The sequence below is a fragment of the Calditrichia bacterium genome, from assembly GCA_020634975.1.
Taxonomy (GTDB): Bacteria; Calditrichota; Calditrichia; order RBG-13-44-9; family J075; genus JACKAQ01.
Genome location: JACKAQ010000001.1, coordinates 3,459,011 through 3,483,002, shown reverse-complemented (window position 1 = coordinate 3,483,002; position 23,992 = coordinate 3,459,011). Strand labels below are relative to the sequence as shown.

Below are 23,992 nucleotides of genomic sequence, written 5' to 3'. Positions count from 1 at the left end.
CTATTGATTAATCAGTAATTAATAGCATAATTTTCAACAACCTTCGTCAGACACACTGCTCGTAAAGATCCAATAGCGAATCGATTTTCGGCAACCACTTTTTCTGGGGACGGGTGAGCAATTGATCCAATCGTAACGTCAAAGCACCAGCTTTGAAAAGCGGGATATCCTCCCGCCATTCCGGCACTTCACCGGCAAAATATGTTTTCAGGAATACATCACGTCCGGCGCGATAAAAATCAGGATTTTCATCATCGCGCAACATGATGAAACGCAGAAAATCTGCGGTAAATCCGCCGAGATCCGATGCCGGATGCGCATAGCGGCACTGGTCAAAAAAGTAAAAATAGAACCGGTCGTCATCGATCAGAATATTGTTCAACCCAAAATCGCCAAAAGTGGGTACCGGTTTAACATCGTGCAATTTGTATCGCAGCAGCGCAAATTGGTTGAACAACTGCTGGAATTTTTCGGCTTTTGCCAAATCCACCTGTGCTAAAGCATTGATTATTCTATCTTTGGCGGCGCTGAATCGTGAGAATGTATCATTGTTTGTTTCATGAATCGCCAACTCAATATTGCTATCGTGAAACTTGCGCAATGCAATCGCAATCATGCGAATAATATTGGACATCTCATCAAAATCGGATGATATTTTTTTAACATGTTTCCGCAAATATTTATCAGGACTGAAGTTGTACAGTGCCAGCGGTGGCTTTTCAAACATCGCAACCGGTTCCGGAACGCCTATTTGCGACGCTGTCGCGGCATGAAATGTATGCTTGTTAAGCTGGCTTGCAACCGAAAAATCAGTTTGGACGGCGGAAGGGTCAAGTAATCTGCCTGTCACCGAAACATTTTGGGATTTTCCTGTCGCTGCATCACGATACCGCAAGACATATGCAATTTCGGACGGTGTATGGCTAATCAAAACTTCCTCTTTTTGGAAGTACGGCACAAAAACTTTGCAGTATACTAATGTTGAACCGTCCGGTATTAGATTTGAGTTTAATGTATGGCGATATTCTGAAAATAAATTAGCCACAAACATTTCATCGCCAGCCCAACCGTATGCTGCGGTCTCCTCTGGTGATGCTGCTATACCGGGCTCCGTTGCACATAAGAAACGAATTTTGAGTGTTCGGCCGCCATTGGCATAGCTAACCAGTGATTTCGTTTTTTCAAATTGATAAATTCCCGCACCGCCATGGTGAAAGTAATGTTCCTTTTTACGGAATTGTTTGATCACTTTTTTTACGTCAAATCCGTCACCGTCGTCCGAAATCAGAACAAACGCACCGGAATCTGTGATAACTGCTTCAACCACAATCTGTTTGGATGGGTCTTTTTGATTTCCCCATTTGTAGGCATTACCAATACCTTTTTTCAACAAATACAGCAGGTCATTTTTCAAGTGGTCGTGCGGTACATGTGAAAAACGTCGCTCAAATGCAGCATAGAGAATCGGCAACAGTTCATCTGGCGTTTGTCCTTTGATCAGCAAATGGACTTCGCCAGATGTTTCAAAATCCGGATTTGCAACATCGGTTATTTTTGCATCCATCGCATGATCCGAGGCATTGATTTCAGATAGAAATTGCTCCCTGGTATGGTTTAGATCAAACATTTTTCCGTTCCGAATTATAAATGTGCTTCTTTTCCAATTTCAACTGCTGTTTTACATTTGGTGAGCCGCCAGATAACGACTGTCTTACGAACAAAAATTATTTAAAGTGAGCTTTCAAAGTTGCTATCTACGAAAAATCCGTCTCAACAGCACCGAGGCGGAATTGCATTTTTATAAGTTTAAACTACGATAAACCTTTATTTTATACAGTGTGATCGTCACATTTTGCAAATTCCTTTTTTCATTGCTTATTTTTCCCGGATCATCCATTTTCAGTCGTTTATTGCAGGCGTAAAGCCGGTCAGCCGACACAACCCCCGAGATTTTTCGAGCAAATTTGCCAATTCTGAAATCGCCGCACCATTGCGAAAGGCGATCATCGTGCGGCGCAAAAAAGCAAATCCGTAATACAGCCGGATTTGCGACGGCAAAGCGATACCGCCATTTTGGCGATACCCCTGTTGCAACTGCGCCTGAAAGAATTCGAAATTTTCCGGAAAATGGGTTTCCAGCACTGCGAACATATTACCGATATCCAACGCCGGATTGGCAACGGCAGAGCTGTCAAAATCGATGAGCGTGATTGAACCGTTTTCCACAAATATTTGCGACAAATTGATATCGCCGTGCACCGGTTTGAGCATTTGGTCAATTTCATCAAAATCGAGCAATCGCTGGAGAATTTCGTTCACTGTTTTTTGCAACGACGGGTGAGCGCTGCACAGCGCATCAAATCCCGGATGGCAATATTTTGCGAGATGTTCGCGCATGGTGCGAATCTCGCAATTCGGCAGCGACAAACTGTGCAAAACCGCCAATGTTTGCCCGAGAGATTGCATGGCATTGCCAATTGTTTCGATTTCTGATATTTGCTCCAGCGTTTTTCCGGAAAGCATCGGTAACAGCAGCATGTCAATTTCCGGCAGATAGGCTAACGGCTCTGCCATTTGCAATTTTTTGCCGGATAAACTTGCAGCGGAAAGCATATGTTGCATCCGCCCGAACGTCCGTTTGCCGCGTTTTTTGCGATAAATTTTACCCACCAACACAGTTGTTCCGTCTGCAGTTGCAATGTCGTATGCAAACACACAGCGCTTTCCCGCGCGATGTTTTAGCACCCGATGATCGACGGAAAGGGATTTTCCCGCGAGTGACGGTAAGTGGGTCGCAAATAATGCAGCCATTTGCCCGTTATCCTGTGCGGTGGAAATACCCGGTATTTTTTTATCGACTATTTTCAATGTTTACAATTATCTACGTTGATGAATAAATGATGACATTTCACAAAAATTATTTCAGTAACAAGCTGTGGTTGTCCAAAACGATGCGGATACCGTTCACAAAAAACGTGCGGCTGTCGTAATCGATGCCGGAAATTTGCCCTTCGATTTCGTCAACATTAAAATCGTATGTTTCCTGAGCTGTTATTTTGCTGGGCAAAAATCCGCCGTGCTCAAAATATCCCCGGATTTTCACCTGCTCGCCTTCGTAAAAATCGCCAAAACTAGACGGTTTATTGGTAATCGTACGATAAACGGTTTCCGGCGATAGCGCAATGGTCTGGTTCAACACTTTTATTTTGTGCGATTCGCGATCGATAAACTGGATAACGCTCTGCATTTTATCCTGATCATCTTCGTATTTGGCGGTGCGGGTGGTGTTCACTTCCACCGCCAGCAATGCGCCGTCGGGTTGCAATTTCCCGTTCACTTTCACAAATTGTTCGTTTTGCAATGCTTCAAATTTGATAAATGCGCTCATTTGATCTCCCTGATGCAATCTTCTGCCTGTTGAATCATCTTTGCGATGCGTTTGCGCCACCCTTCTTTTTGATAACGGAGCAATTTGCAGGCGCGGCGCAAATGGGTGATTGCCTCGTAATACGGCACACGATCGCGGATTTCCGTGTCCATCGTTTTGAAATATTCATCGTAAAGTGCGTCGATTACGACCGCCATTCGCGGTTCGCGCTTTAATTTGCCTTTCAAAAATACAACCAGATTGCCGATATCCGCTGCCGGATCGCCATACGAAAGTGCATCAAAATCAATAAGATAGGCGCTTTCATCCTGCAAATGCAGCTGCCCCATATGCAGATCGCCGTGAATTGGCGCCAGCGGCACATTCGCCCAGCGTTTTTCAAGCGTTTGGAAATCCGCCAATAATTGCTCGATCTGCGGCGCTAATTCCGGACACGCCAAAAAGAGGAACGGATAGCGCGGATGGCAGCGCAGCAAATGATCGTCCAACGTCATCGCCGGTCCCGGCACATAGCCGCAGGAATGCAATTTTGCCAGTGTCCGGGCGAGTTGGCGCATGTATGCCGGATTGAGATTTTCTTTCAACAATTGTTTCACCGGTTTGCCGGGTACTTCTTCCTGAAACAACATGCTCATCGGTGTGGAAAAGGCGTATGGTTCCGGAATGCTGATTTTATCGGACGCATTTTGTTGAAAACCGCGGGTCCACAATTCTTTCATAAATTCAAAAACTTCTTCGCCCTGATTGATTTTGTAAACCTTGCCGATCACCGGCCAATTTACAATTGCACCGTTTCCGTTGGTGGATGCAACCACCCGGTAGCGGATAACGCAGCGCTGGTTGCGTTTGCGCAGCACTTCGATATTCACATCCCGGACTTCCGCTTTTTCGCCAAAATGTTCTTTTGTCATCGGCTCGAACACTTCCCGCATCTTTGCGGGATCGAGCGCTTTTTTGAGGGTATATAACTTATCTGTTTTGTAATGAATCGTCGATTTCGTCGCCACTGTTCATCCCTGTTTTTATTAAACTTAACTATATTTTACAATTGCACGAAAATCCCGGTTTTCCAGTGCCGGGCTTTTCATGGCATCATCCAGCAATTTGCCGATTTTGATGACGTTCTGACGGTTGTCAAATTCCTGTTTAACGGTTTCGCGTCCGGCTTTTCCCAACACCAGCGCCAGTTCCGGCTGAGTGATCAATTTTTCCAACGCAGCCGCCAGTGCTTCGGGATTGCGCTGCGGCACCAGCAATCCGTTTTTGCCATCGTCGATCAGCTCCGGAATGCCGGAAATCGCGGTGGAAACCGAAGGGATTTCCAACGCCATCGCCTCTACCAAAACGTTGGGAATGCCATCGCGATCGCCATCCGGCTGCACTTCGCAGGCGAGCGCAAAAATATCTGCCTTCCGGTAATATTCCAGCAATTCTTCCTGCGATAACTTATTGATTAATTGAACATTAGCTGTCAAATCAAATTGATCGATCAGCGTTTGCAATTCAGTTTCCATGGGTCCGCCACCTGCAAAATATGCGGAAAAAGCGTAGCCTTTTTCTTTCAGCAGATGCATAGCTTTCAGCAGCGTCGGGAATCCTTTTTTGGGCACAAATCGCCCGATGGATAAAATTACCGGCGGCTTTCCGTTTCGCGACAACGCCGCATTTCGGGTAAATTTTTCGATGTTGATGCCGTGATAACAGCGATAAACCGGCGCATCCTGCCCGGCAACGCCAGCCATATGCTTGCGATTAAAACCCGTGCAGGTTACGGCAAATTGCGCCCCGTGAATTTTCTGGCGCAAAAATTCATCTTCTTGCAAATAAATATCTTTTGCATGTGCGCTAAAACTGTAGGGAATTCCGGTGATCCAGCTTGCGAAAAATACCAGTGTGGTGGGTCCATGACTGAAGTGCGCATAATATTGACCGAACTGGGCGTTCGGCACAACCCTGTCTACAAAATAAACCGCCTGCGAAAAACGTTTGATTGTCGAAGAACTCCAGCGGTTCAGGCTGCGCCATGCCGCAAAATGCAATGCAGGCAAATAGGACAGCGGATACCGCAGCAACACCCGCAAATGGCTGAGCATAAACGCGCCAAAAAATTGCCAGAAATAATCCGGCACATACGATACCGGCGCTTTCACCCGCTCAACATCGCCGTGGATTTTCGTTTCTCCAGGATTCCGCATCGCAACGATGTGCAGCGGATAACCCAGCTCTTCCAGCAACAATATTTCGTTGAGGATGAACGTTTCCGAAAGCCGTGGGTAGCCTTTCAGAACAAACGCAATCACTTTTTTATCGCTTGAGCGTGACATTTTTTCCTTCCTTGAACCTTGTGCCGAATGTATTTCCAAATAACAATTGCCGTACGCGAATGGTTAAATCAGGCTCATAAAACGGGATTCAAATAAAAAACATCCGTGTGGTCCGTAATTTACAGATTGTTTGTTTTTCAAAAACCTTTGTATTCGGTTGCTTCGTTTACAATAATGTTGTAATTCATCAATTTGAGAATTTGCTCATCGGAGCTGATCGACTCGATATTGCCTTGCAGCTCATCGTTTTCCACGCCAATCGGTTTCCAGGTTTTTAACTTTACCGGAATAAATTCTCCGTCGGCAGAGCGATGGCCGATGAGTTTTGCCATATCGCCAACTGCCAGCTTGCTGAGCTCGGTGTTTTCGCGATGCTCATTTTTCACCGGAATACCTGGCGGAATTGAGAACGTTTGGTTTAGCAGCCCGATAACATTGTTTTTCGCATCGAGCGACTGAATTTTACCTTCCATTTCCAACTGGTCTTTTGGCTCTTTATATGAAATTTCCAAAGCGTTGAGCGTATTTCCGTCCACCGGTTCGCATTTAATTTTTACACGCTGCCCGATTTTCAACGCTGAAAATGCTGAATATGTAAACATCCTAATTTCTCCTGTAAAACATTCCGTGTTTGAAATTCAACAACCCTTTCTCCCGTAAAAACAAAGGGTTATACTTCTTTTTCATTGGCAACGGAAACGCTGCTCAAAATGGTAAATGCGGCATTTCTGGCACCAAACATATCCGGCACGTTGCTGTCATCAAGTGTCGATCCGCCTTTCAGGCGTTCGGTAATTGTTTCTGCAAGGCGCTCCGGCGTTAAATCGTTGGGGTGAATCGCTGCAAACATATTCCGATCCGTGAGCAAACGGGTTCGGATAGTTTGCTCGGCGCTGGGTCCGGGTCTGGGAATGATAATTGCGTTTTTACGGAACCGCATAATCTCGCTGGTAGTGTTGTAACCCGCCATCGAGATGAGCAGATCTGCCCGTTTTAAAAAATGAATGGCATCGTTTCCCAAACTTTCCACCGCAACCGGAAAGCCTTTTGCTTTATCCCTAAGTGCTTGAATTTGCTCCGTTTGCATAAACGGTCCGGAAGATACAATCGCCTGAAATGCCAGTTTCGATTTCAGTAGATTAACCGTATCCAAAAAAATATCCATAAAACTGTTGGCATCGTGACCACCGCCGCCGGTTACCAGCAAAAGCGGCAAATTGTTATTGGGCAACAGCTTTTTTAACTGGCTGTTACTGAACTCTTTGGGTGTATCATCCCGGCAAACAAAACCGCAATAGGTTGTTTTCTTAAGCATCTGCTCCGAAAAAAAATATTCTTCGGCGCTGTGGAAAATTTCCGGGCTGCCGTAAATCAGCACTTTATCGTAATATTTTTCGGCAACGTCGTATGCACCTTCAAGCTTCCATTGTTTGAAGATGTCTTCCGGTCCGCCCAAAATATCGCGAAGCCCCAAAACCATGCGGGTATGCGGGCTCAATTGTTTAATTTGTTTGATCGGTTCGGTAAGTTCTCCCAACGCACCGTGCGGCATGTGATCCACCAAAAAAACATGCGGTTGGAAACTGAGAGCAATATTGGTAATCATATCTGCCCGAACGGGCAACAGCTCGCTGGATGTCATATTTAAGCGATTGGATGCCCAAACGCCGTAATCGATTTTCACCATCGTGGGAATTTTGATAAAATCGCAGAGCGGCGGCAGCTCAAAAAATGGTGCAACCGGCGAATCCACTATAATCAAAACCGAGGCTGACGGACACAATTGTTTAATTTGGGTAGTGATACTCAAATTCCGTCGCAAATGTCCCAATCCGTACCCATCCTGGGAGTAAATTAACACCCGCAAATTTTTGGGGAAATCGGGTGTTTTTTCTGCTGCGGCAAACCTCCAATGATTGATGCTACCGTTTGGAACTGTATTTCGGCTCTCCAGGAAACCGTTTACATTCAAGTTAAAACTCCTTGTTTGCTTACCAAATGCATTATTTTCGTCTGTGTATCAACGAAAAAACACAGCACAGCATGGCTGATTCATCCTGTCGCGATAATTATGATTGAGAAAAGATATCAGGAAATTGAAACACTAAAATTGCCTTCGAAACAGAACTTCTGGTGTGTGGTATTTCAACAACACAAAAAAGCCAATTTGCGTCGATTACCTGATGCAACCAAAACAACGAACTCAAGAAAACCGGCACTGGCTTTTCTTTGATTCTGATATTACCAAAGTTACATTTTTTAGCAATGCCAGATACTCAATGAACAAATATAATTCAGGGTATTCAGCGTAATACTGAATGATAGAGTGATAATTGTACATTAGCGTTCAAGCACTGAACGCGTTCTACGATGTGCTCCAACGCATTGCGCGGAACCATATCGTATTTTTTTTCGGCTGGACCCATGGTAAACACTTTCATGACTTTTCGGCCCAATGTTCCTGCACTGAGGATATTCGGTGAAATCAGTTCGACCAATCCCAAGTCTTCAAGAACTTGTGCGCGATACAAATGCTCGTGATGCATTGTTTCGCCGGGAACGAAAATCGCGTGTTTATTATATGAAGATATTTCGCAAAACAAATTGAAACCGCCGTTGCAAACCACCAATTCTGCATGTTTTAAATATTGCAAAATATTTTTGCTGAACCGGTGAAACGTTACATTTGGCAACCGCTCTGCACGATCCATCAGAATAGATTTTTCATAAGATGCCATCATCGGACCGGTAATAATGACGCTGCTGAACGGCAACGGCTCCACCTGGTTTTCCAAAAATTCCAGATAAGAACTAACCAGCTCATAGCCTTCCGTTCCGCTGCCGGCGGTAACCAGCACATATGGATTGTCCTGCTTAATATCCGCAGATTCCCGGTGATTTCTCTCTGAAGAAATGTTTGGCGCGCTCATATAGCCTGTAAATGTGGTTTTTTGGGCAAGCGATTCCGGGAAATCGTATTCGCGGGTTGCGTCAAAAATATGCTGAACACCGTGAACCCAAATTTCGTCGCAAATTCGATCCAGCATACCGTAAACATCTTTTTGCTGCCATTCTTCTTTAATGATCGCCGGGCGACCGAGTATGTCCGGTAATCCCCAAATTAAGCGGGTTTCCGGAAAACGCTTTTTCACAAAACCAAATGTATGTTCAATTTCATGGGGTAAATCCGATGGATTGCTTTGGATCAGAATAATATCCGGTTTGAAAGTTTTGATTGCGCTTTTGGTAATTTTGTGGCGGAGGGTTAGCGTATTGTTGAGTGCGATATTCAGATTCCGCGCCTCATATTCATGCCGATCACCCCGGGCAATACCGGGGAGATGGACATAATCCATATTTTGAGGACATTTATAACGTCCGATAATCGGTAAATCTGTCAACAACAAAATAGCACAATCATCAATTTGTTCTGAAATACGAGTCGCAATGGAAAGTGTCCGGCTGGTATTACCCATTCCGTTGGCATCACTACAGTATATTAAAATCCGGAGTTTATTTTGTCTGACCACAATAGTTTCCATTTCTTCTTAATCCCTTATTTTGTTTCAAATAATAACCGGTATTCTATTCCATTTAACGCGCAAACCGGTATATAAAGCATAATCCGTTATATTATGGAAGATTTTTCCAAAAAATGACTTTTAGCGAACCACATTCAAAGAATTCAACAGAATCATACCCGTTTTTTCAAAAAATTCTAAAAAAAACACTCTGATTCTTCACGAGATGAAAATAACCTGTATCGGAATTGAAATGTGATTGTAATATCACAAAAATGATTAATAAGAATTTATTGCTTTTCTTGCATATTTATTTTTTGGTTAATCACCCGAGGTCACATTAAGAAGAGCGTTTATACCTTACTCTTTGACAAAAAATTTAATATCAGATGATAGCAAAAAAAAATACAATATTACTTATAATTCAGCTATTTTTTAGGTTTAGCAAATATGAGAAATTGTGACAAAGCGACATAAAATCAACACTTATAGAACATATTGCCTCAAAAAATGAGCGAGTAAAAAAATATAAATTTTCGTATATTAAATGGATATTAAGCATTGAAATTTCGCAACAATTAGAGAACTCTAATGTTGAAATAGGGTTAGGTAACCGGTAAATCCACTATTTTATCAAAATATTGGAAAACATTTTTTAAAGTATAAATTTTATGATGTTTTAGCTTACACAAAACAAAACGAAATTTGCTGCTTTTAAAAGGAAATAGAGGATTAAAATGGGAATATTTCTCCGAGGAATAATAGTAACCGGATTTGTGTTATTTGCTGGCTGTGCGGGTGTTTCCACAACCGCGACAAAGAATTATTCGCCAGACACCGAGACTAACGCATCACTAAATCACCTGCCGCTGGACAGTAATATCACAACCGGGACGTTACCTAACGGGTTGCGTTATTATATTCGCAAAAACAGCGAGCCACAAAATCGTGCGGAACTGCGATTGGGCATCAACGCCGGCTCAATTCTCGAAGATGATGACCAGCGGGGATTGGCGCATTTTGTGGAACATCTGGCGTTCAATGGAACGGAAAATTTCCCGAAACAGACACTCGTCGATTATCTGGAATCTGTCGGCATGCGTTTTGGACCGGATTTGAACGCATACACCAGTTTTGACGAAACCGTTTACATGCTCCAAATCCCCACAGACAGCACAGCAATTGTCGATACTGCATTCCGGATTCTCTCCGACTGGGCGCACAACATCAGTTTTTTACCTGAGGAAGTAGAGAAGGAACGCGGCGTAATTGTGGAAGAATGGCGACTCGGCCGCGGTGCAAATGCGCGAATGCTGGACAAACAATTCCCGATTTTATTTCATAATTCCAAATACGCGGAGCGCTTGCCCATCGGCAAAAAAGAGATTATCGAAACCGCAGATGTGGAAACGATTCGCAGATTTTACCGGGATTGGTATCGCCCGGATATGATGGCGGTTGTTGCCGTCGGCGATTTTGAGGTGGCGCAAATTGAAGCATTAATCCGTGAGCATTTCGCGCCAATTCCCGCATCAGAAAATCCCCGAAAGCGTCAGGAATTTCCGGTGCCGGATCATGCGGAAACACTGTTTTCCACCGCAACCGACCCGGAAGCGACATATACCAGCATCAGCGTATATTACAAAAAACCGGTCGAACCGGAAAACAGCCTGACATCCTATCGCCAAAATTTGGTAAAATCGCTGCATAACAGTATTCTCAACAATCGTTTGAACGAGCTGCTGCAACAGCCCGAACCACCGTTTTTGTATGCCGGCGTTGGCGAAGGGCGGTTTGTTCGCACAAAATCGTTTTTCAGCATGACTGCTGTTGTGAAAGATAATGAGTTGCCAAAAGGCTTGGCTGCGCTGCTCACCGAAGCCCGCAGGATTCGCGAATTTGGGGTGACGCCGGGCGAACTGGATCGCCAAAAATCCGAGATGCTCCGCGGAATTGAGCAAGCCTACCGGGAACGCGACAAATCCGGCTCTGCGAATTTTGCTGCAGAATACCTGCGCAATTTTTTCGAAGACGAGCCGATTCCGGGCATTGCCTACGAATACGAACTGTGGCAGCAATACATCCCGGAAATTTCGTTGGCAGAGGTGAACGCCGTTGCCGCTGAACTGCTCGACACAAAAAACCGGGTTGTTTTGATAAACGCGCCGGAAAAAGATGGGTTGAATTTGCCGGATGAATCGGAATTGCAAAGCGTTTTTGAAGCAGTGCAGAACAGCGACATCGAGCCTTATGCAGATAATGTTTCGGATGAACCGCTGATTTCCACGCTGCCGGCGCCCGGCGATGTTGTGCAAAAAATTCACAACGATAGCCTGGATGTTCACGAATGGCAACTATCCAACGGAATGCGGATATTTGCCAAAACCACTGATTTCAAAAATGATCAGGTGCTGTTCCGCGCGTTCAGTCCCGGTGGGCTATCGCTGTATCCGGACTCGGTTTACATCGCCGGGGAAACCGCCGCATCGGTGGTTGCGATGGGCGGCATCGGTAATTTTGACCGCATCGAATTGGAAAAAAAACTGGCCGGAAAAAATGTCAGCGTATCGCCGGGCATCAATAATATGAGCGAGGGCATCAGCGGCGGCGCATCGCCGGAGGATTTGGAAACGATGTTCCAGCTGATTCACCTCTATTTCACCGCGCCGCGGATGGATAGCACGGCGTATCTCGCCTATCAGGCGCAGATTCGCGGTTTTCTGGCCAATCGCGCCGCAGACCCGGGAACAGCATTCAGCGATACGGTTCAGGTTACCATGTCCGATTACCATTTTCGCACTCGCCCGTGGTCCGATAAGTTGTTGCAGGAAATGGATTTACAAAAATCTTATCAAATTTTCCGGGAACGATTTGCAAATGCGGGAGATTTTACGTTTATTTTTGTTGGCAATATCGATTTGCTGCAATTGGAATCGCTCGCGGAAACCTATCTCGCCAGCCTGCCGGCAACCGGCGATCGCGAAAACTGGCGCGATGAACAGATCGAAACGCCAACAGGCAGTATCGAAAAAACGCTGCACAGAGGGCTCGAAGAAAAAGCACAGGTTGAAATATATTTTAACGGATCGTTTAATTGGGATCGCGGTAATCGGCTGGCCATTCAGGCGATGGCATCTGTTTTGCAAATCAAACTGCGCGAAACGTTACGCGAAGATCAGGGCGGCACATACGGTGTGGGCGTTAGCGCGTCCACCAGTCATTATCCCGAAAGCACTTACGAAATACGCATCGCTTTTGGCTGCGCCCCGGATCGCGTAAACGAATTGACCCAGCTGGTATTTGAACAAATTGATAGCCTGAAAACGGTTGATGTCGATCCGCAATACCTGCAAAAAGTGCAGGAAAGCCTCCGCCGTGAAAATGAAATCAACTTGCGCCGCAACGGGTATTGGCTTTCCACGTTGCAATTTTATTTGTGGAACGCGGAAAACCCCAATAACATTTTACAAACGCCGTCTTTTATCGAGCAGCTATCCGTTGAGGGGATCAGGGCAGCCGCGCAACAGTATTTTAGCACACCGAATGTTGCCCGGTTCCAATTGCTGCCAACAGAATAACGCAAAAAATATGTTCGCAAAATGTGCCAAATTGTGAGGGATTAATGGCAAACGAGCTTCATCTATCCATTATTAAACAGGGTGTAGAAGCCTGGAACAAGTGGCGCAGCGAAAACCCGGAAATTGAACAGCCGGATTTGAGCTGGGCAGAGTTGAACGATCAGAATTTGATGTGGGCCAATTTCAAAGGTTGCGATTTAAGCTGGGCTAAACTCAATAATTGCAACCTGATATGGGCAGATTTTACTGCAGCGGATCTGAGTCGCGCCAATTTGAGTCGTTCTGATTTTACGACCAGCGTCCTCGATGGCGCCGTGCTCCATAACGCTAATTTATCCAGCGCATATTTCTATCGCGCATCGATGGTAAATGCAGATTTGCAAGAAACTGACGCCGAAAAAGCGGTCTTCAGTTCCAGCAATTTGTCCGGCGTTTCGTTTCGTAACGCCATCCTCAAAGGCGCCAAATTTCAAAATGTGAATTTGCAATATACTGAGTTCAACGATGCGGATCTGGAAAGCGCATCGTTCGATGAATCGGAGGATACAACCAGCAAAGTGGACCCAGAGATTGCCGATAAAACCGGCTATCGCTGGATAAAACTTGCCGCACCGCTGGCTACACTGGCGGTAGCTGCAACGCTCATTTATTTGTGGTTCAATTTGCGCTCAAATGTAGAAATTGCCGTTGCTAAATCTGCCATGCCAACCGTTATTTTCGATAACACGCGCCTCTCACCCACCCGCGAAAATGAAACGGATTATTTTTACGAACTGGACGGTTTGCTGCCGGGAAAATACCCGATGTTCGTTTACGCCACCCAGTTGAACGACATCAACACTCACGAATTTGTCCGTTTTAAACGTTTCAGCGATACGCTTAGCATTGGCACCAGTGACCGTCAAAAATCCATCCGGGTGGATTTTGATACATTATATTCGGTGCGAAAAATTGCGAAAGGTATTGCCCCGAACATCAGTCCGGACGGGCAAAAAATAATTTATCTGAAAAAGAAGCCCAAATCCGCCGGAATTTTTGAATCATCGATGTGGCTGTGCGATATTCCCACCCAAAAATCAACCCAGATAAAATTGCACAATACCTCGCTGTATGACTGGGATTGGGATTGGGATCGCCCGTTTTTGCGCGGCAACGGACAGCATATTTTTCTCAGCGCATTTAATCATCGAAAGCGCCAAAGTTTTGCGTTTATGATCGATTCCACCACCGGAGAAGTTACGGAAATTCCCATAAATTTGCAGCGTAACTGGTTGAAATATTTACCACTTGCAAACGCTGACAAAATGATCATCGAGAACAAATTGTATTCGATGAATGGCGAATATCTGCACAGTTACAATTTTCAATCGATGTATCAGAAAGAGGTATTTTACGGCGGAAACAGCGGTTTTGTGGTGCTAAATGAAGAAGACACGGATCAGTCGAACAGTGTATTGCTGGAGTGCACATACGTGAACCACGAAACGCTGGAAGCAAAAGTGTTGTTCGAAATTCCCAAAGGACGCGCGCCGTTTATCTCTGCTGCCAACGAAGCACAACGGGTGGTGCTGACCCAATACAATGGCATCACCAACGAGTTTACTTCTGTTATCCAGCTATGGTCCGATGGCGTGATGGTGAACCTGACCAACGATTTTCGAGACGGGCAACGCAAATACGCGAATGGCAGCACCTACCACAAAACAGAAGCCTGCGCCGATGACGCAGGCCAAAATATTGTGTACGAATACGAAGGTAATATTTATCTGCTGCAGTTGCCGAAATCGGTGACTATCGAAGCGCTGGCTTTGGCAAATATGCCCGAATCGCTGATCAGCAGCGCAACTGATTTACATCAAAATAAAATGTAACATTGCACAATTCCGGCATTCCCCTAAAACTTGGTTCCCAAAAAATATGGCAGCATTTGCCGCCACGTTGGCCAATCGTGGCGCATATCATGTCCCCATAAATCGAGCATGTGCGGCACGCCTTTGCCGTGCAAAATATTCGATAATTCGATGGACGAACTGGGATCTTCGTATTCGCCCTGCCCGCTGGCGATGATGATATTGCCACCTTTTTCGCGCATCCGGTTCAGCATAAATTCATCGCCCCAATTTGGCAAATAATCGATTGGTGAGTTGAAATAAACGTTGTCGTCAAAATAGCCGCGTGTGTAGGCAGTCAGGCGATAAACGCCGCTCATCGCAATTGTGCCGTCAAAAACATCCGGGCGGCGGAAAAATATGTTGGCTGCATGCAACGCTCCCAACGATGCACCGGTGGTGATAATCGGCACATGCCCCTGGCAATGGGTATAAATGAACGGCACCACTTCCCGCAGCACATATTCATTGTATTGCTGATGCCGGACAGCTTTGTCATACGGATGCATGTTGTTGTTCAGCCAGCTTTCGTTGTTGATGCTGTTGATGGAAAATACCTTGAATTTTCCCTGATCGATCATCGGTGCCAGCGTGTCCAGCAGATGAAACCGTTCATATTCAAGATAATCCGCTCCCGCAGTCGGGAACATTAACACTGCGAATCCATAATGTCCGTAAACCGCAATTTCCATATGTTTGTTGAGTCGTGGACTCCACCAATTGTGAATCTCTCTGTGCATTCAACGCTCCTCTTATAAATTTATTTTTTAAACCATTGTTTACAAAGATGATACAGCGTTTTTCGGAGGTCTGTTGGGATCAGACAATCAGATTTGTCACATCATTTGCTCCCGGTTAGGGTGAAATGAAATAACCATTTTAACGCGAAAATGCAAGCCCAATTTTACATTTGAGAATCATTTATGATCACTAAAAGTGGAACGTTGCAGAGCTGCCAACACGAAAACATGCTCATCGGAAATCCCACCCCTTCGTCCAAATTACCGAATCGCATCATTTAAAATTCGACAAAAATGTCGAACCAAACATCCGCTGCAAAAACCAGATTTTGGGTAAGCCATTGTAAATTTAAAGTTTATCGTCAAGCACTCACAGTTCATTTTCGCCGATATTTTCTGGCACACACATTGAATGTAATAACGCAGGTGAGAACGATTTTCTGGGGTGCAGTAAACCACCGAAATTAAGATTCTCCGAAATGTTTTGTTGTTGTACACGCTTTAAAAATTTGCCCCCACAGTTGCCGCTATAATCGGGAATATCTCGTTTATTTATCAATATATCATGCAATATAACCATTTGGGGGTAAAATGAAACACGACATTTATGCAAAGGGATTGCGGTTTCTCTGGCATGCCATCTCATCAAAAAACAATCCGTTGCTGGCGCAATTGGTGGTCACCCGCAGATGCAACCTGAGCTGCGCATATTGCAACGAATATGATAATTTTTCCGCACCCATCCCATTCGACGCCCTCAAATCACGTATCACAAAACTGGCCAGGTTGAATACTTTCGCGATCACCCTAACCGGCGGCGAACCGATGCTTCACCCGGATATTGACCGTATCATCAGATATATCAACAGCTTAGGATTTGTTTCCACAATCATCACCAACGGGTATTTATTGACCAAAGAACGCATCGAATTATTGAACGAAGCCGGTTTGCATGAATTACAGATCAGCATCGACAATATTCAGCCGGACGAAATTTCCATGAAAAGCCTAAAAGTGCTGGATAGAAAGCTAAAATTATTGGCAGAAATCGCTGAGTTTAAGGTCAATATAAACTCGGTATTAGGTATTTCGGATGAACGAACGGACGATGCAATTGCCATTGCCCAAAAAGCGTGCGATTTAGGATTTTCTCATTCTGTGGGACTGGTTCACAACGAGCACGGCATTCTCAAACCGTTAAGCCCAAAGCAGATAAAAGCATATCAACAAATTGGCAAAATAACAAAATCTCGGGTTCATTTTTTTAACAAATTTGTATTCCAGCAAAATTTAATTACCGGAAAACCGAACCGTTGGCAGTGCCGTGCGGGCGCACGATATTTGTATATTTGTGAACTGGGTTTGGTTCACTGGTGTTCGCAGCAGCGCGGTTATCCCGGCATTCCACTGTTGGAATATTCGCAACATGATATTCAGCGGGAGTTTAACACTGCAAAAAAATGCAGCCCGATGTGCAGCGTCACCTGCGTTCAGCAAATGAGTTTTTTGGATAATTGGCGCCCGAAACAAAAATTAGCTGATCCGAAAGCAACGCCCATTTTTGGGTAATCCGAATAAACGAACATTGAATTTTATAACGGGTGGTTTCAAATAAAAAAAAACGCCCCGTAAATGTGCGGGGCGTTTTTTGGTGATTTGATGCATCTTAAATTGATATTTTACAACTACTTCAGCAATACGGCTTTTTGCACCTGCCGGGTTTTTCCGGATTCCAGCACAATAAAATAAACACCAGCCGGCTGATTTCCCGCATCCCAACGCTGGCGATATTCACCGGCAGATTGCTGACCTTTAAACAGCACCGCAACGCGCTGACCGAGCAAATTGAACACCGAAAGCTCAATATTCTCGGCTTCCGGCAACGCATAATTGATGGTCGTTGCAGGGTTAAACGGGTTCGGAAACGCCGGATAAAGTTCAATTTTTTCCGGCAAATTGGTGTTATTTCCAATGCCCGAAAGGAAGTTGCTGGCAGCATAAGTATCAATAACTCCCCACCCAAAATCGCGATCTGGCGTTGCAGCGTTATCCGCGGTGGAGCGTAACGCATCGATTATTTCCATATTTGACAATCCCGGATTCGCCTCCAAAACGAGCGCAGCCGCACCCGCAACCAACGGGCAGGACAGTGATGTGCCATTTACGGCAGCATAGCCCGTCTGGCTGAATGCGCTGGCACAAACAGTGCTCACGCCTCTGGCGCAAACATCCGGCTTGATACGTCCGTCCGCAGATGGACCGCGAGAGCTGAATCCGGCTAGCGAACCCGTGGATGATACTGCACCTATCGCCAGCACGCTATCGCCATCTGATGGCGCGCCGATCGTGTTCGCAGGTTCTGCGACATCGCCGGAATTCCCGGCAGAATTGACCACCAGAATGCCGCGACTTGCGGCGATATCCGCACCGATGGTTACCACTGCGGTGTTGCCGTCCATATCTTCCCATGTATATTGGCGGGGTTCGCCAAAATCGAAATCCCAATAACCGAGCGAACTGCTGATGATATCTGCACCGAGGCTGTCCGCCCATTCAGCGGCAGCAACCCAGTCATCTTCTTCAACGTTGTGTTCCCAATCCGTATTTTCCGTTTTGGCGAGCAGGAAAGTAGCTCCGTAAGCCGGACCGATCAGATTGCCAGGTTTGTAACCGGCAAGTGTGCTGAGCGTATAAGTGCCGTGCGATCCAGTGCCCATTTGCCCAGCTTCATCATCCACATTTTCATCGCCATTGACAAAATCCCAGGTGTGGGTAATATTGAGATGCTGCAACGCTTCGTGCTCCAGATTGTTGTATCCGGCATCGAGCATCGCCACCGTTACGCCGGCACCGCTGTAGCCGAGATCGTGCATAACATTTGTGGTAATCTGCACATTTTGATCCAGCGATGATCCATAGTCGAGCAACGTGGTTTTGGTCGATTTTTGCAGTTCCGGCTGGATTTCCGCTTCCACCAATTCCGGCACTTTTGTGTAACGGATTACATCAATTTTTTTGATAAATTGCAAACTTGTCAAGCTATTTAAAATAGCCGGTTTAGCTGTTGCGGAAACGGCGTTTAGCCAGCGCGATTTGTGCTGAATTTCCACCCCGTTTTGGCGGAGAATACGCACATATTCCGCGTTTACCGGCACATCGTAGCGATCAACCAACTGATCCGCCGGACGATTGCGCAACCGCCGTTGCAACGCTTTTTCAGTGAGATTGGCTTCCGCAGTTGCCAGCGCTTTGGACAGCGATGCACCTTTATCCGTAAAATAAATCCATGCGGAAACCGGCTCTTCAGGGGAAGCTGTTTCCAGCACCCGATTCATTTTTTGGGTAATTACTGCGTTATCGGCAAACGAAATACCGGCTGCAAAACAAACAAAAACAATAGTTAATAACAAATGTTTCATGAGAATCCCTCAGAAAAAATCAGTGATCACGGATTATTTAAAACACCATTCATTTAACAATAATTTAGACGCCTGAAAATTATATTGGTTTACGAATTCGATAAAATATATAAAAATAATCCGCCAAAAACCAACCATCAATCGGTTTACAAGGGCTAATTTCCCCCATAAATTCCACCAATGACAAAATACGCCCACAAGCTGAGCAAAACGGCACCTGCGATGTTCATCAGTAATCCGACCACCAGCATTCGCCAAACGGAAACACCGGGAATCCCGCCAAAAGCCAGCCCGTTCACACCCGTGGCGATGGGGCTCATAAACGCCGATGTGCACGATAACGTAGTGACAATCAACGCCAGTAACACAGGAAAATCCATCGTCGCGGAAAGCGGCACAATCATCAAAAACATCGCTATTTGCACAACTGTATTGCTCAAAATTTCTGTGGTAAACGACGTAATCAGCGCGATGAGCAGCAACAGTACGATTGCCGGCAGATGATCGGGCAACAAATGCGGCAGCAATTCCCCAAAATATTGATCGACTTTCAGAAAATACATCACCACGCCCAACACAACCGCAACACCCACAAAAACAAATCCGCGCAACGGCAGGTTGCTGTAACAATCGGCAATGCGCAGCAACGGCGATCTCAACGTTCCGGTACTGCCGGGGGACATTGGAGTCAAAAACAGAAATCCAATAAAAACAACAGTTAACACGCCGGTAATCATCAAAATTTCGGTTTCATTTTCCGGCAGCATCATCAACAGCGCGGAGAGTAAAATGGACGATACAAAATATGCGGCTGTAAGCCAAATCGCCAATTTCTGGTGGGGATATTCGATCGCTTCCGGCAGAAACGGCAGCTCAATTCCGGCTTTTCCAAATCGTCCGGGGCGAAACATCACCAGCAAAATCAACCATGCAATCAGCGTGAAAATGATGACCAGCGGAATGCCCCAAACCAGCCACGATGCAAAAGTGATATTTGCAGCTCCGGCAACAGGATTGAACGCCAGAAATGTTGCCAAAATCCCGTTTGCCGGCGATGCGGTAATCGACCCCATCCCACCGATATTCGCACCGTAAATGACTGCCAGCACCAACATTGTGGCAATGCTCGATTCCGAAAATTCGCTGTTGCGATACGCCCGCTGCAACAACTCCAAAATCGGCAGCAGCGTTAGAACGGTAATCGCATTCGGGATAAAAAAGGAAAACATCGCGGAAAGCGAAATAACATAAAGCAACACCCTGCCCGGCGACAGTTCACGGCGATCAACCAGGCTGTAAACAATGCGCTCAGGCAATTTAACCTTGATAAACAATCGCGAAACCAGAAAACCATTGATAAAAAAGAAAATCAGTTGAACTTTATCCATTGCCGCCGCGTTTCTGAAAATTGAGTTGCAAAACCTCGCCAATTTAGCAAATAAACCCGCGTTCGCAAACGTCCCGTAATTTTCCTTTTGCTTTTTGAGAAAATGCCGCCGCAAAGTATATTGGTGCGCTATGGCAGATAAACCGTTGAAAATACTGGAACGCAAGTTCAAAAAATTGTTGAACGCGACGCTTTCGCGAGTGCTGGCGCCGCCGTCCAAACAATTGCCTGCGATGGGCGAGGTGCAAAAGGTGCTGGTTTTCCGGCTGGATCAGCGCATTGGGAACGGTATTTTGCTGATCCCGTTGCTGCGCGCCATCCGCGAATCGGGATCGCAAATTGAGCTGCATTTTTTGGTGCACCATCCGGTTGCGGCGTTGCTGGAAAAAGCTGAACCGCCGTTGGCGAACCGCATTTGGGCTTATCACCAATCGGAATTAATGCGCCGCCCGTGGCGAATGCTGGCGTTGATTTCCCGTTTGCGCAACCTGCAATTCGATGCGGTGATCACATCCAACAATCCCGACGGATTTTCGCTGTCGCAAGCCATTTTCGGGCGACTCTGCAAGCCGCGCTGGCTGATCGGTTTCGATGCCAAATCTGGCGCACAATATTATGATGTTGCAGTCAAATCATCCAACCAGATGCATTACAGCGATGCGATGATCGATCTGTGGCGCGCTATCGATCCGGCTGCAAAATTTCATCCCGGCGGATTACAGTTGCCCGCAGCACCATCGAAAAACGACACATCGCCGGTGCTGATCTGGCTCGGTGCCACCGGAAATAAAATATTACCGGGAAAAATTTTTGCAGAATTGAATGAGCAGATCCGCGCCATCGCTGATGTTCCGGTAGCCTTCGCCTGCGGTCCGGCAGATGCCGCGCATTTGCAAAATTATCCTGACTGGATTCGCGAGCGCACTGAAATCTGGAAAGCCCCGCTCACCGAAACCGCCACATTTTTTGCGGGATTTCGCGCATTCGTTTCCGGCGATACCGGACCGATGCACCTGGCGGTCGCGCTCGGCATTCCCACACTCACAATTTTCATCGACTCCAATATTCGCCAATACGGCTACAACGATGGTGAGCGCCATTTTTCCATCCTGCTGAACGATTCCGCGAATACGAAACAGCTCATCAACAATGCGTTATCAACCCTGCTCCGCTGAAACATCTCCCGCCGCAAATTTAGGGCGCACTTCCTGCTCGTAATAATACATCGCAAAAACTCCCAATGCTCCGCTGATGCCGTATGAGATCACATCTGTGATTTCCGCCACTCGCGACGGCGACAGAATTTGGGTAAACTCGATCAACGCTCCTGTGAGCAAACCGGCCAGCGTCATCAAAATAAAAATCCCCGGAAACGATTTTTGCTGAAGCCGTAACGTATAGCTAAAATATAAACTTAGCGGCGCAAAAAAGGCCAATGTTCGCACAAGGTCGTACAAATTCCACAAATTGGTTTTACGAAAATAGGCGTAAAACGGAATGAGGTTTCCCTGCTCGAAATCCTTGCCCCACACCGCCGGATTCATCGACCAATCGAACGGGCGGAATCCGGAAAACAGGATAAAAATGGCATATAGCAGCACCGGGATTTTGAGCATCGAAACGTCCAGTTGCCGGTTTGCTGCGATTGTCGGTGGCAGCAACCGGAACAGCAAATATCCAGCGTAAACGCCCGCACAACCGCCGATAATATCGTTGATATCCGTGATCCGCGAAGTTATAAAAATTTGAGCAAATTCGAGCAGAATAAAGTAAATGACCGGGAACAACCAGCGGATGAGATTTGCCCGTGGTAGTTGCGGAAAATACAGCAGCAGCGACAGTGAAATCAGGTATCCGGCAATAGCCCAAAATATAATATTTTCAATCATTTGAGTGAAATCAAAAATCGTTTCTTCGCTGCGAATTTGCGCCAATTGCAGTATGGTTTCTCGATGCGCTTTCAGCGCTTTTCCACCGACAACCGACTTGATTGCATCTAAAAATTTTCGCCGCGATTGCGGTTCCGGCTGGTCAAATTTGCGCAGATTTTCAACCACATCAGCCGGTAAATCAGATTGCTGTAATTTGGCTTTAACGGAATCGGTCATCTGAAATTGTGCATCTTTGCTGTAATCGTCAAAAAGCAGTACACTCAGCGGACGATAGGTGAATGGCACAAGGTTTGTCTCTTTCACGCTTTTTACAAAACCGGATACACTGATCGAAACAGTAAACGGCATGATTGCGGAAACGGATTGCGCGAGTAGCAGCAAAATGACAATCAGTAAAGCAGGTTTATTTTTCAATAAATCAAAAAATGTTTTGCTAATAAATTCGGAAAGCTGCGTGGCATAAATTGCGGCAACAGTTGCACCGATAGCGCTGCCAAGCGTGTTATTCACCAAATCATGAATTGCCGTATCTCTTGAATAAATAAAGAGTTGCAAAAATTCAATTGTAAAACTCAGCGCTGCTCCACCCAAAATGCACCACACCAATCGATGCCGTTTTTTCATATACCACAGTAGCATGTAACACAAAAAACCAAACGGAATAAACAGAAAAATATTGCCCACAATATCGGTTAGCGACACCAGATCGCCATCCGCATCGAAAAACGGAATGCGGTTTATCTTTTGCAGTTGCCCACCCAATTCGGAAAACGGCACATCAAATTCAAACGGAATGAGCGTGTTGTACAGCGTGAAAAAAATGAAAAATCCCAATAAATAGGCAAATATTTTTTTATGCATAAAAATTCCAAAAAGTTTTTGACTTAAGCTTACAAATTATCGATATTTACAGTTGATACTATGATAAAGTTTGCATATTTGAAGCCGTTAATTTTAGCGACAAATTCGTCAAAAAACCACAGCGGTTTTATTTCAGTTTTTGAGATGTTTTCACATTTTTTCGTGTGAACTTATTGAAATATGTTACCAATCGGGTTTTCCGCCTCAGATACAGGTGCTAAAAAACTATTTAGCTTCTCTATTTGCGACGGTCAGTAAGACTGCGATTTTTTTCATCTTCAATTTGTTTACCATTTCCCGAATATCATTCATCTCAACGTTTATCCACTGTGGTTGCAACATTCGCAACGATCATTTTTCGTTGCCAAATGATAAACACTTTTGAGTTGAGGCAACCATGTTCGCAGATTTTTTTGAAACGATCGATTTCACCTATTTTTTCCTCTCGGCAATGCTGTTTTTTGCAGGAATTTACCTCGGACCCACCGCAGTTGACCGAAATCTTGATTTTTTGTTGCGATATCCACGCTGGATATTGCGAATGACCCGCCGTTATTTTACAGACGGTTTAAATATAATGGCCGTTTTTCTGATTATTTTTTCACTGAACAATTTCTCTTTAGTCACCAGTTTTCTGTCCGGCGTGCTGGTTATTTTGCCGCCGTTTGCCGCGTTTTTTACCGGATTTAATGTCGCCGTAATGAGCTATGAAATGATGGGTTGGCGGGGAATTTGGCAAATTTTGATGAATCCGGTTGCCTGGCTGGAATTTCCGGCAGCGTTCATCAGCTTTAGCCTGGCACACCAATTGGCTGAGGCGCAGTTGATGTTTTCGGATTGGCAGCACACACTAAACCTGCTCACCGATTTGTGGCCGTTTTATCTTAAGTATGTGTTTACACTACTGTTAGCAGCTGCCATTTTGGAAACGTCAATTATTCTGTACGGCAGAAAATTACCAAAAGACAACTAATTTTTTCTCACCGGACACCT

At 45.5% G+C, this 23,992-nt stretch carries 18 protein-coding genes; 6 read left to right on the top strand and 12 right to left on the bottom strand.

Features of this window, described 5'->3' with window-relative positions; genetic code table 11:
- Nucleotides 1-46: 46 nt before the first annotated feature.
- The 7 genes from H6629_13990 to H6629_13960 all read right to left on the bottom strand — a co-directional run bounded on the left by H6629_13990 (nucleotide 47) and on the right by H6629_13960 (nucleotide 7,573).
- Complete coding sequence (locus H6629_13990) at nucleotides 47-1,564, bottom strand: phosphotransferase (protein ID MCB9068906.1); 1,518 nt, start codon at nucleotides 1,562-1,564, stop codon at nucleotides 47-49.
- A gap of 335 nt (nucleotides 1,565-1,899) precedes the next feature.
- On the bottom strand, nucleotides 1,900-2,868 hold the full coding sequence (locus H6629_13985) for an aminoglycoside phosphotransferase family protein (GenBank protein ID MCB9068905.1): 969 nt from the start codon (nucleotides 2,866-2,868) through the stop codon (nucleotides 1,900-1,902).
- Nucleotides 2,869-2,917: 49 nt separating this feature from the next.
- Nucleotides 2,918-3,388: a hypothetical protein gene (locus H6629_13980; protein ID MCB9068904.1), complete on the bottom strand. Its 471-nt coding sequence runs from the start codon at nucleotides 3,386-3,388 to the stop codon at nucleotides 2,918-2,920.
- The gene (locus H6629_13975) at nucleotides 3,385-4,395 is read right to left on the bottom strand and encodes an aminoglycoside phosphotransferase family protein (protein ID MCB9068903.1); all 1,011 of its coding nucleotides are present in this window, start codon (nucleotides 4,393-4,395) and stop codon (nucleotides 3,385-3,387) included. Before H6629_13975 ends, H6629_13980 begins: the two co-directional genes overlap by 4 nt.
- A gap of 24 nt (nucleotides 4,396-4,419) precedes the next feature.
- Nucleotides 4,420-5,712 (bottom strand): glycosyltransferase family 4 protein, encoded by a 1,293-nt coding sequence (locus H6629_13970; protein ID MCB9068902.1) that lies wholly within the window; start codon nucleotides 5,710-5,712, stop codon nucleotides 4,420-4,422.
- A 137-nt stretch (nucleotides 5,713-5,849) separates the two neighbouring features.
- Nucleotides 5,850-6,314, bottom strand: coding sequence for a hypothetical protein (locus H6629_13965; protein MCB9068901.1), 465 nt, complete (start codon nucleotides 6,312-6,314; stop codon nucleotides 5,850-5,852).
- A gap of 68 nt (nucleotides 6,315-6,382) precedes the next feature.
- Nucleotides 6,383-7,573, bottom strand: a complete 1,191-nt coding sequence (locus tag H6629_13960) for a hypothetical protein (GenBank protein ID MCB9068900.1) — start codon at nucleotides 7,571-7,573, stop codon at nucleotides 6,383-6,385.
- A gap of 51 nt (nucleotides 7,574-7,624) precedes the next feature.
- Between H6629_13960 and H6629_13955 the strand changes: the two genes are divergently transcribed.
- The gene (locus H6629_13955; protein MCB9068899.1) at nucleotides 7,625-7,945 is read left to right on the top strand and encodes a hypothetical protein; all 321 of its coding nucleotides are present in this window, start codon (nucleotides 7,625-7,627) and stop codon (nucleotides 7,943-7,945) included.
- A gap of 70 nt (nucleotides 7,946-8,015) precedes the next feature.
- Here H6629_13955 and H6629_13950 read toward each other — a convergent pair whose 3' ends face one another.
- Nucleotides 8,016-9,188, bottom strand: coding sequence for a hypothetical protein (locus H6629_13950; GenBank protein MCB9068898.1), 1,173 nt, complete (start codon nucleotides 9,186-9,188; stop codon nucleotides 8,016-8,018).
- Between the two features lie 782 nt (nucleotides 9,189-9,970).
- Between H6629_13950 and H6629_13945 the strand changes: the two genes are divergently transcribed.
- A complete protein-coding gene (locus H6629_13945; GenBank protein MCB9068897.1) occupies nucleotides 9,971-12,811 on the top strand; it encodes an insulinase family protein in 2,841 nt (946 codons plus the stop codon).
- A gap of 44 nt (nucleotides 12,812-12,855) precedes the next feature.
- Nucleotides 12,856-14,682 carry a pentapeptide repeat-containing protein gene (locus H6629_13940; protein ID MCB9068896.1) on the top strand — a complete coding sequence of 609 codons (1,827 nt, stop codon included), beginning with the start codon at nucleotides 12,856-12,858 and terminating at the stop codon, nucleotides 14,680-14,682.
- A 23-nt stretch (nucleotides 14,683-14,705) separates the two neighbouring features.
- On the opposite strand, the gene H6629_13935 is transcribed toward H6629_13940, so the two are convergent.
- Nucleotides 14,706-15,440, bottom strand: a complete 735-nt coding sequence (locus H6629_13935) for an esterase family protein (GenBank protein MCB9068895.1) — start codon at nucleotides 15,438-15,440, stop codon at nucleotides 14,706-14,708.
- A 591-nt stretch (nucleotides 15,441-16,031) separates the two neighbouring features.
- Here H6629_13935 and H6629_13930 point away from each other — a divergent pair.
- Complete coding sequence (locus H6629_13930; protein ID MCB9068894.1) at nucleotides 16,032-17,009, top strand: radical SAM protein; 978 nt, start codon at nucleotides 16,032-16,034, stop codon at nucleotides 17,007-17,009.
- A 116-nt stretch (nucleotides 17,010-17,125) separates the two neighbouring features.
- On the opposite strand, the gene H6629_13925 is transcribed toward H6629_13930, so the two are convergent.
- Nucleotides 17,126-18,859: a S8 family peptidase gene (locus H6629_13925; GenBank protein ID MCB9068893.1), complete on the bottom strand. Its 1,734-nt coding sequence runs from the start codon at nucleotides 18,857-18,859 to the stop codon at nucleotides 17,126-17,128.
- Between the two features lie 155 nt (nucleotides 18,860-19,014).
- Nucleotides 19,015-20,247: an anion permease gene (locus H6629_13920; protein ID MCB9068892.1), complete on the bottom strand. Its 1,233-nt coding sequence runs from the start codon at nucleotides 20,245-20,247 to the stop codon at nucleotides 19,015-19,017.
- Between the two features lie 130 nt (nucleotides 20,248-20,377).
- On the opposite strand from H6629_13920, the gene H6629_13915 reads away from it, so the two are divergent.
- Entirely contained in the window at nucleotides 20,378-21,421 is a 1,044-nt protein-coding gene (locus H6629_13915; protein MCB9068891.1) for a glycosyltransferase family 9 protein, read from the top strand.
- On the opposite strand, the gene H6629_13910 is transcribed toward H6629_13915, so the two are convergent.
- Entirely contained in the window at nucleotides 21,404-22,999 is a 1,596-nt protein-coding gene (locus H6629_13910) for a VanZ family protein (GenBank protein ID MCB9068890.1), read from the bottom strand. The genes H6629_13915 and H6629_13910 overlap by 18 nt on opposite strands.
- A 397-nt stretch (nucleotides 23,000-23,396) precedes the next feature.
- Between H6629_13910 and H6629_13905 the strand changes: the two genes are divergently transcribed.
- Entirely contained in the window at nucleotides 23,397-23,972 is a 576-nt protein-coding gene (locus H6629_13905; protein MCB9068889.1) for a hypothetical protein, read from the top strand.
- Nucleotides 23,973-23,992: the final 20 nt, after the last annotated feature.

Coding starts and splice junctions, on each gene's coding strand:
- H6629_13905 (MCB9068889.1), top strand. CDS start 23,397: ATGTTCGCAGATTTTTTTGAAACGATCGATTTCACCTATTTTTTCCTC.
- H6629_13980 (MCB9068904.1), bottom strand. CDS start 3,388: ATGAGCGCATTTATCAAATTTGAAGCATTGCAAAACGAACAATTTGTG.
- H6629_13990 (MCB9068906.1), bottom strand. CDS start 1,564: ATGGATGCAAAAATAACCGATGTTGCAAATCCGGATTTTGAAACATCT.
- H6629_13970 (MCB9068902.1), bottom strand. CDS start 5,712: ATGTCACGCTCAAGCGATAAAAAAGTGATTGCGTTTGTTCTGAAAGGC.
- H6629_13945 (MCB9068897.1), top strand. CDS start 9,971: ATGGGAATATTTCTCCGAGGAATAATAGTAACCGGATTTGTGTTATTT.
- H6629_13950 (MCB9068898.1), bottom strand. CDS start 9,188: ATGGGTAATACCAGCCGGACACTTTCCATTGCGACTCGTATTTCAGAA.
- H6629_13935 (MCB9068895.1), bottom strand. CDS start 15,440: ATGCACAGAGAGATTCACAATTGGTGGAGTCCACGACTCAACAAACAT.
- H6629_13955 (MCB9068899.1), top strand. CDS start 7,625: ATGATTGATGCTACCGTTTGGAACTGTATTTCGGCTCTCCAGGAAACC.
- H6629_13940 (MCB9068896.1), top strand. CDS start 12,856: ATGGCAAACGAGCTTCATCTATCCATTATTAAACAGGGTGTAGAAGCC.
- H6629_13920 (MCB9068892.1), bottom strand. CDS start 20,247: ATGGATAAAGTTCAACTGATTTTCTTTTTTATCAATGGTTTTCTGGTT.
- H6629_13965 (MCB9068901.1), bottom strand. CDS start 6,314: ATGTTTACATATTCAGCATTTTCAGCGTTGAAAATCGGGCAGCGTGTA.
- H6629_13925 (MCB9068893.1), bottom strand. CDS start 18,859: ATGAAACATTTGTTATTAACTATTGTTTTTGTTTGTTTTGCAGCCGGT.
- H6629_13915 (MCB9068891.1), top strand. CDS start 20,378: ATGGCAGATAAACCGTTGAAAATACTGGAACGCAAGTTCAAAAAATTG.
- H6629_13910 (MCB9068890.1), bottom strand. CDS start 22,999: ATGCATAAAAAAATATTTGCCTATTTATTGGGATTTTTCATTTTTTTC.
- H6629_13930 (MCB9068894.1), top strand. CDS start 16,032: ATGAAACACGACATTTATGCAAAGGGATTGCGGTTTCTCTGGCATGCC.